The 249-nt window shown below is 63.5% G+C and carries 1 protein-coding gene; it reads left to right on the top strand.

All coding sequences use genetic code 11. The features are described from left to right. A partial coding sequence (locus tag ACPYOG_RS20170) for a hypothetical protein (RefSeq protein WP_481295868.1) occupies nucleotides 1-249 on the top strand: 249 nt, incomplete at both ends.

The raw sequence follows: 249 nt of genomic DNA, 5'->3' as shown, positions 1-249 counted from the left end.
GCTCTATGGCCACGACAAGAACGCCTACTGGTACGGTTCGCGCCTGTCTCTCGAAGAGACCCGCCGCATCGCTCCCTATCAGAACGCGACCGGCCTGCAGGTAACCTCCGCCGTTCTCGCCGGCATGGTCTGGGCGCTGGAAAACCCGACCGCCGGCATCGTCGAAGCCGACGAGATCGACTACAAGCGCTGCCTCGAAGTGCAGCTGCCCTATCTCGGTCCGGTTGAAGGCCACTACACCGACTGGAC

The sequence above is a fragment of the Leifsonia sp. HAY1-4F genome (genome assembly GCF_056755275.1).
The sequence above is the reverse complement of the archived record's forward strand: the minus strand, read 5'-3'. Positions and strand labels throughout refer to the sequence as shown.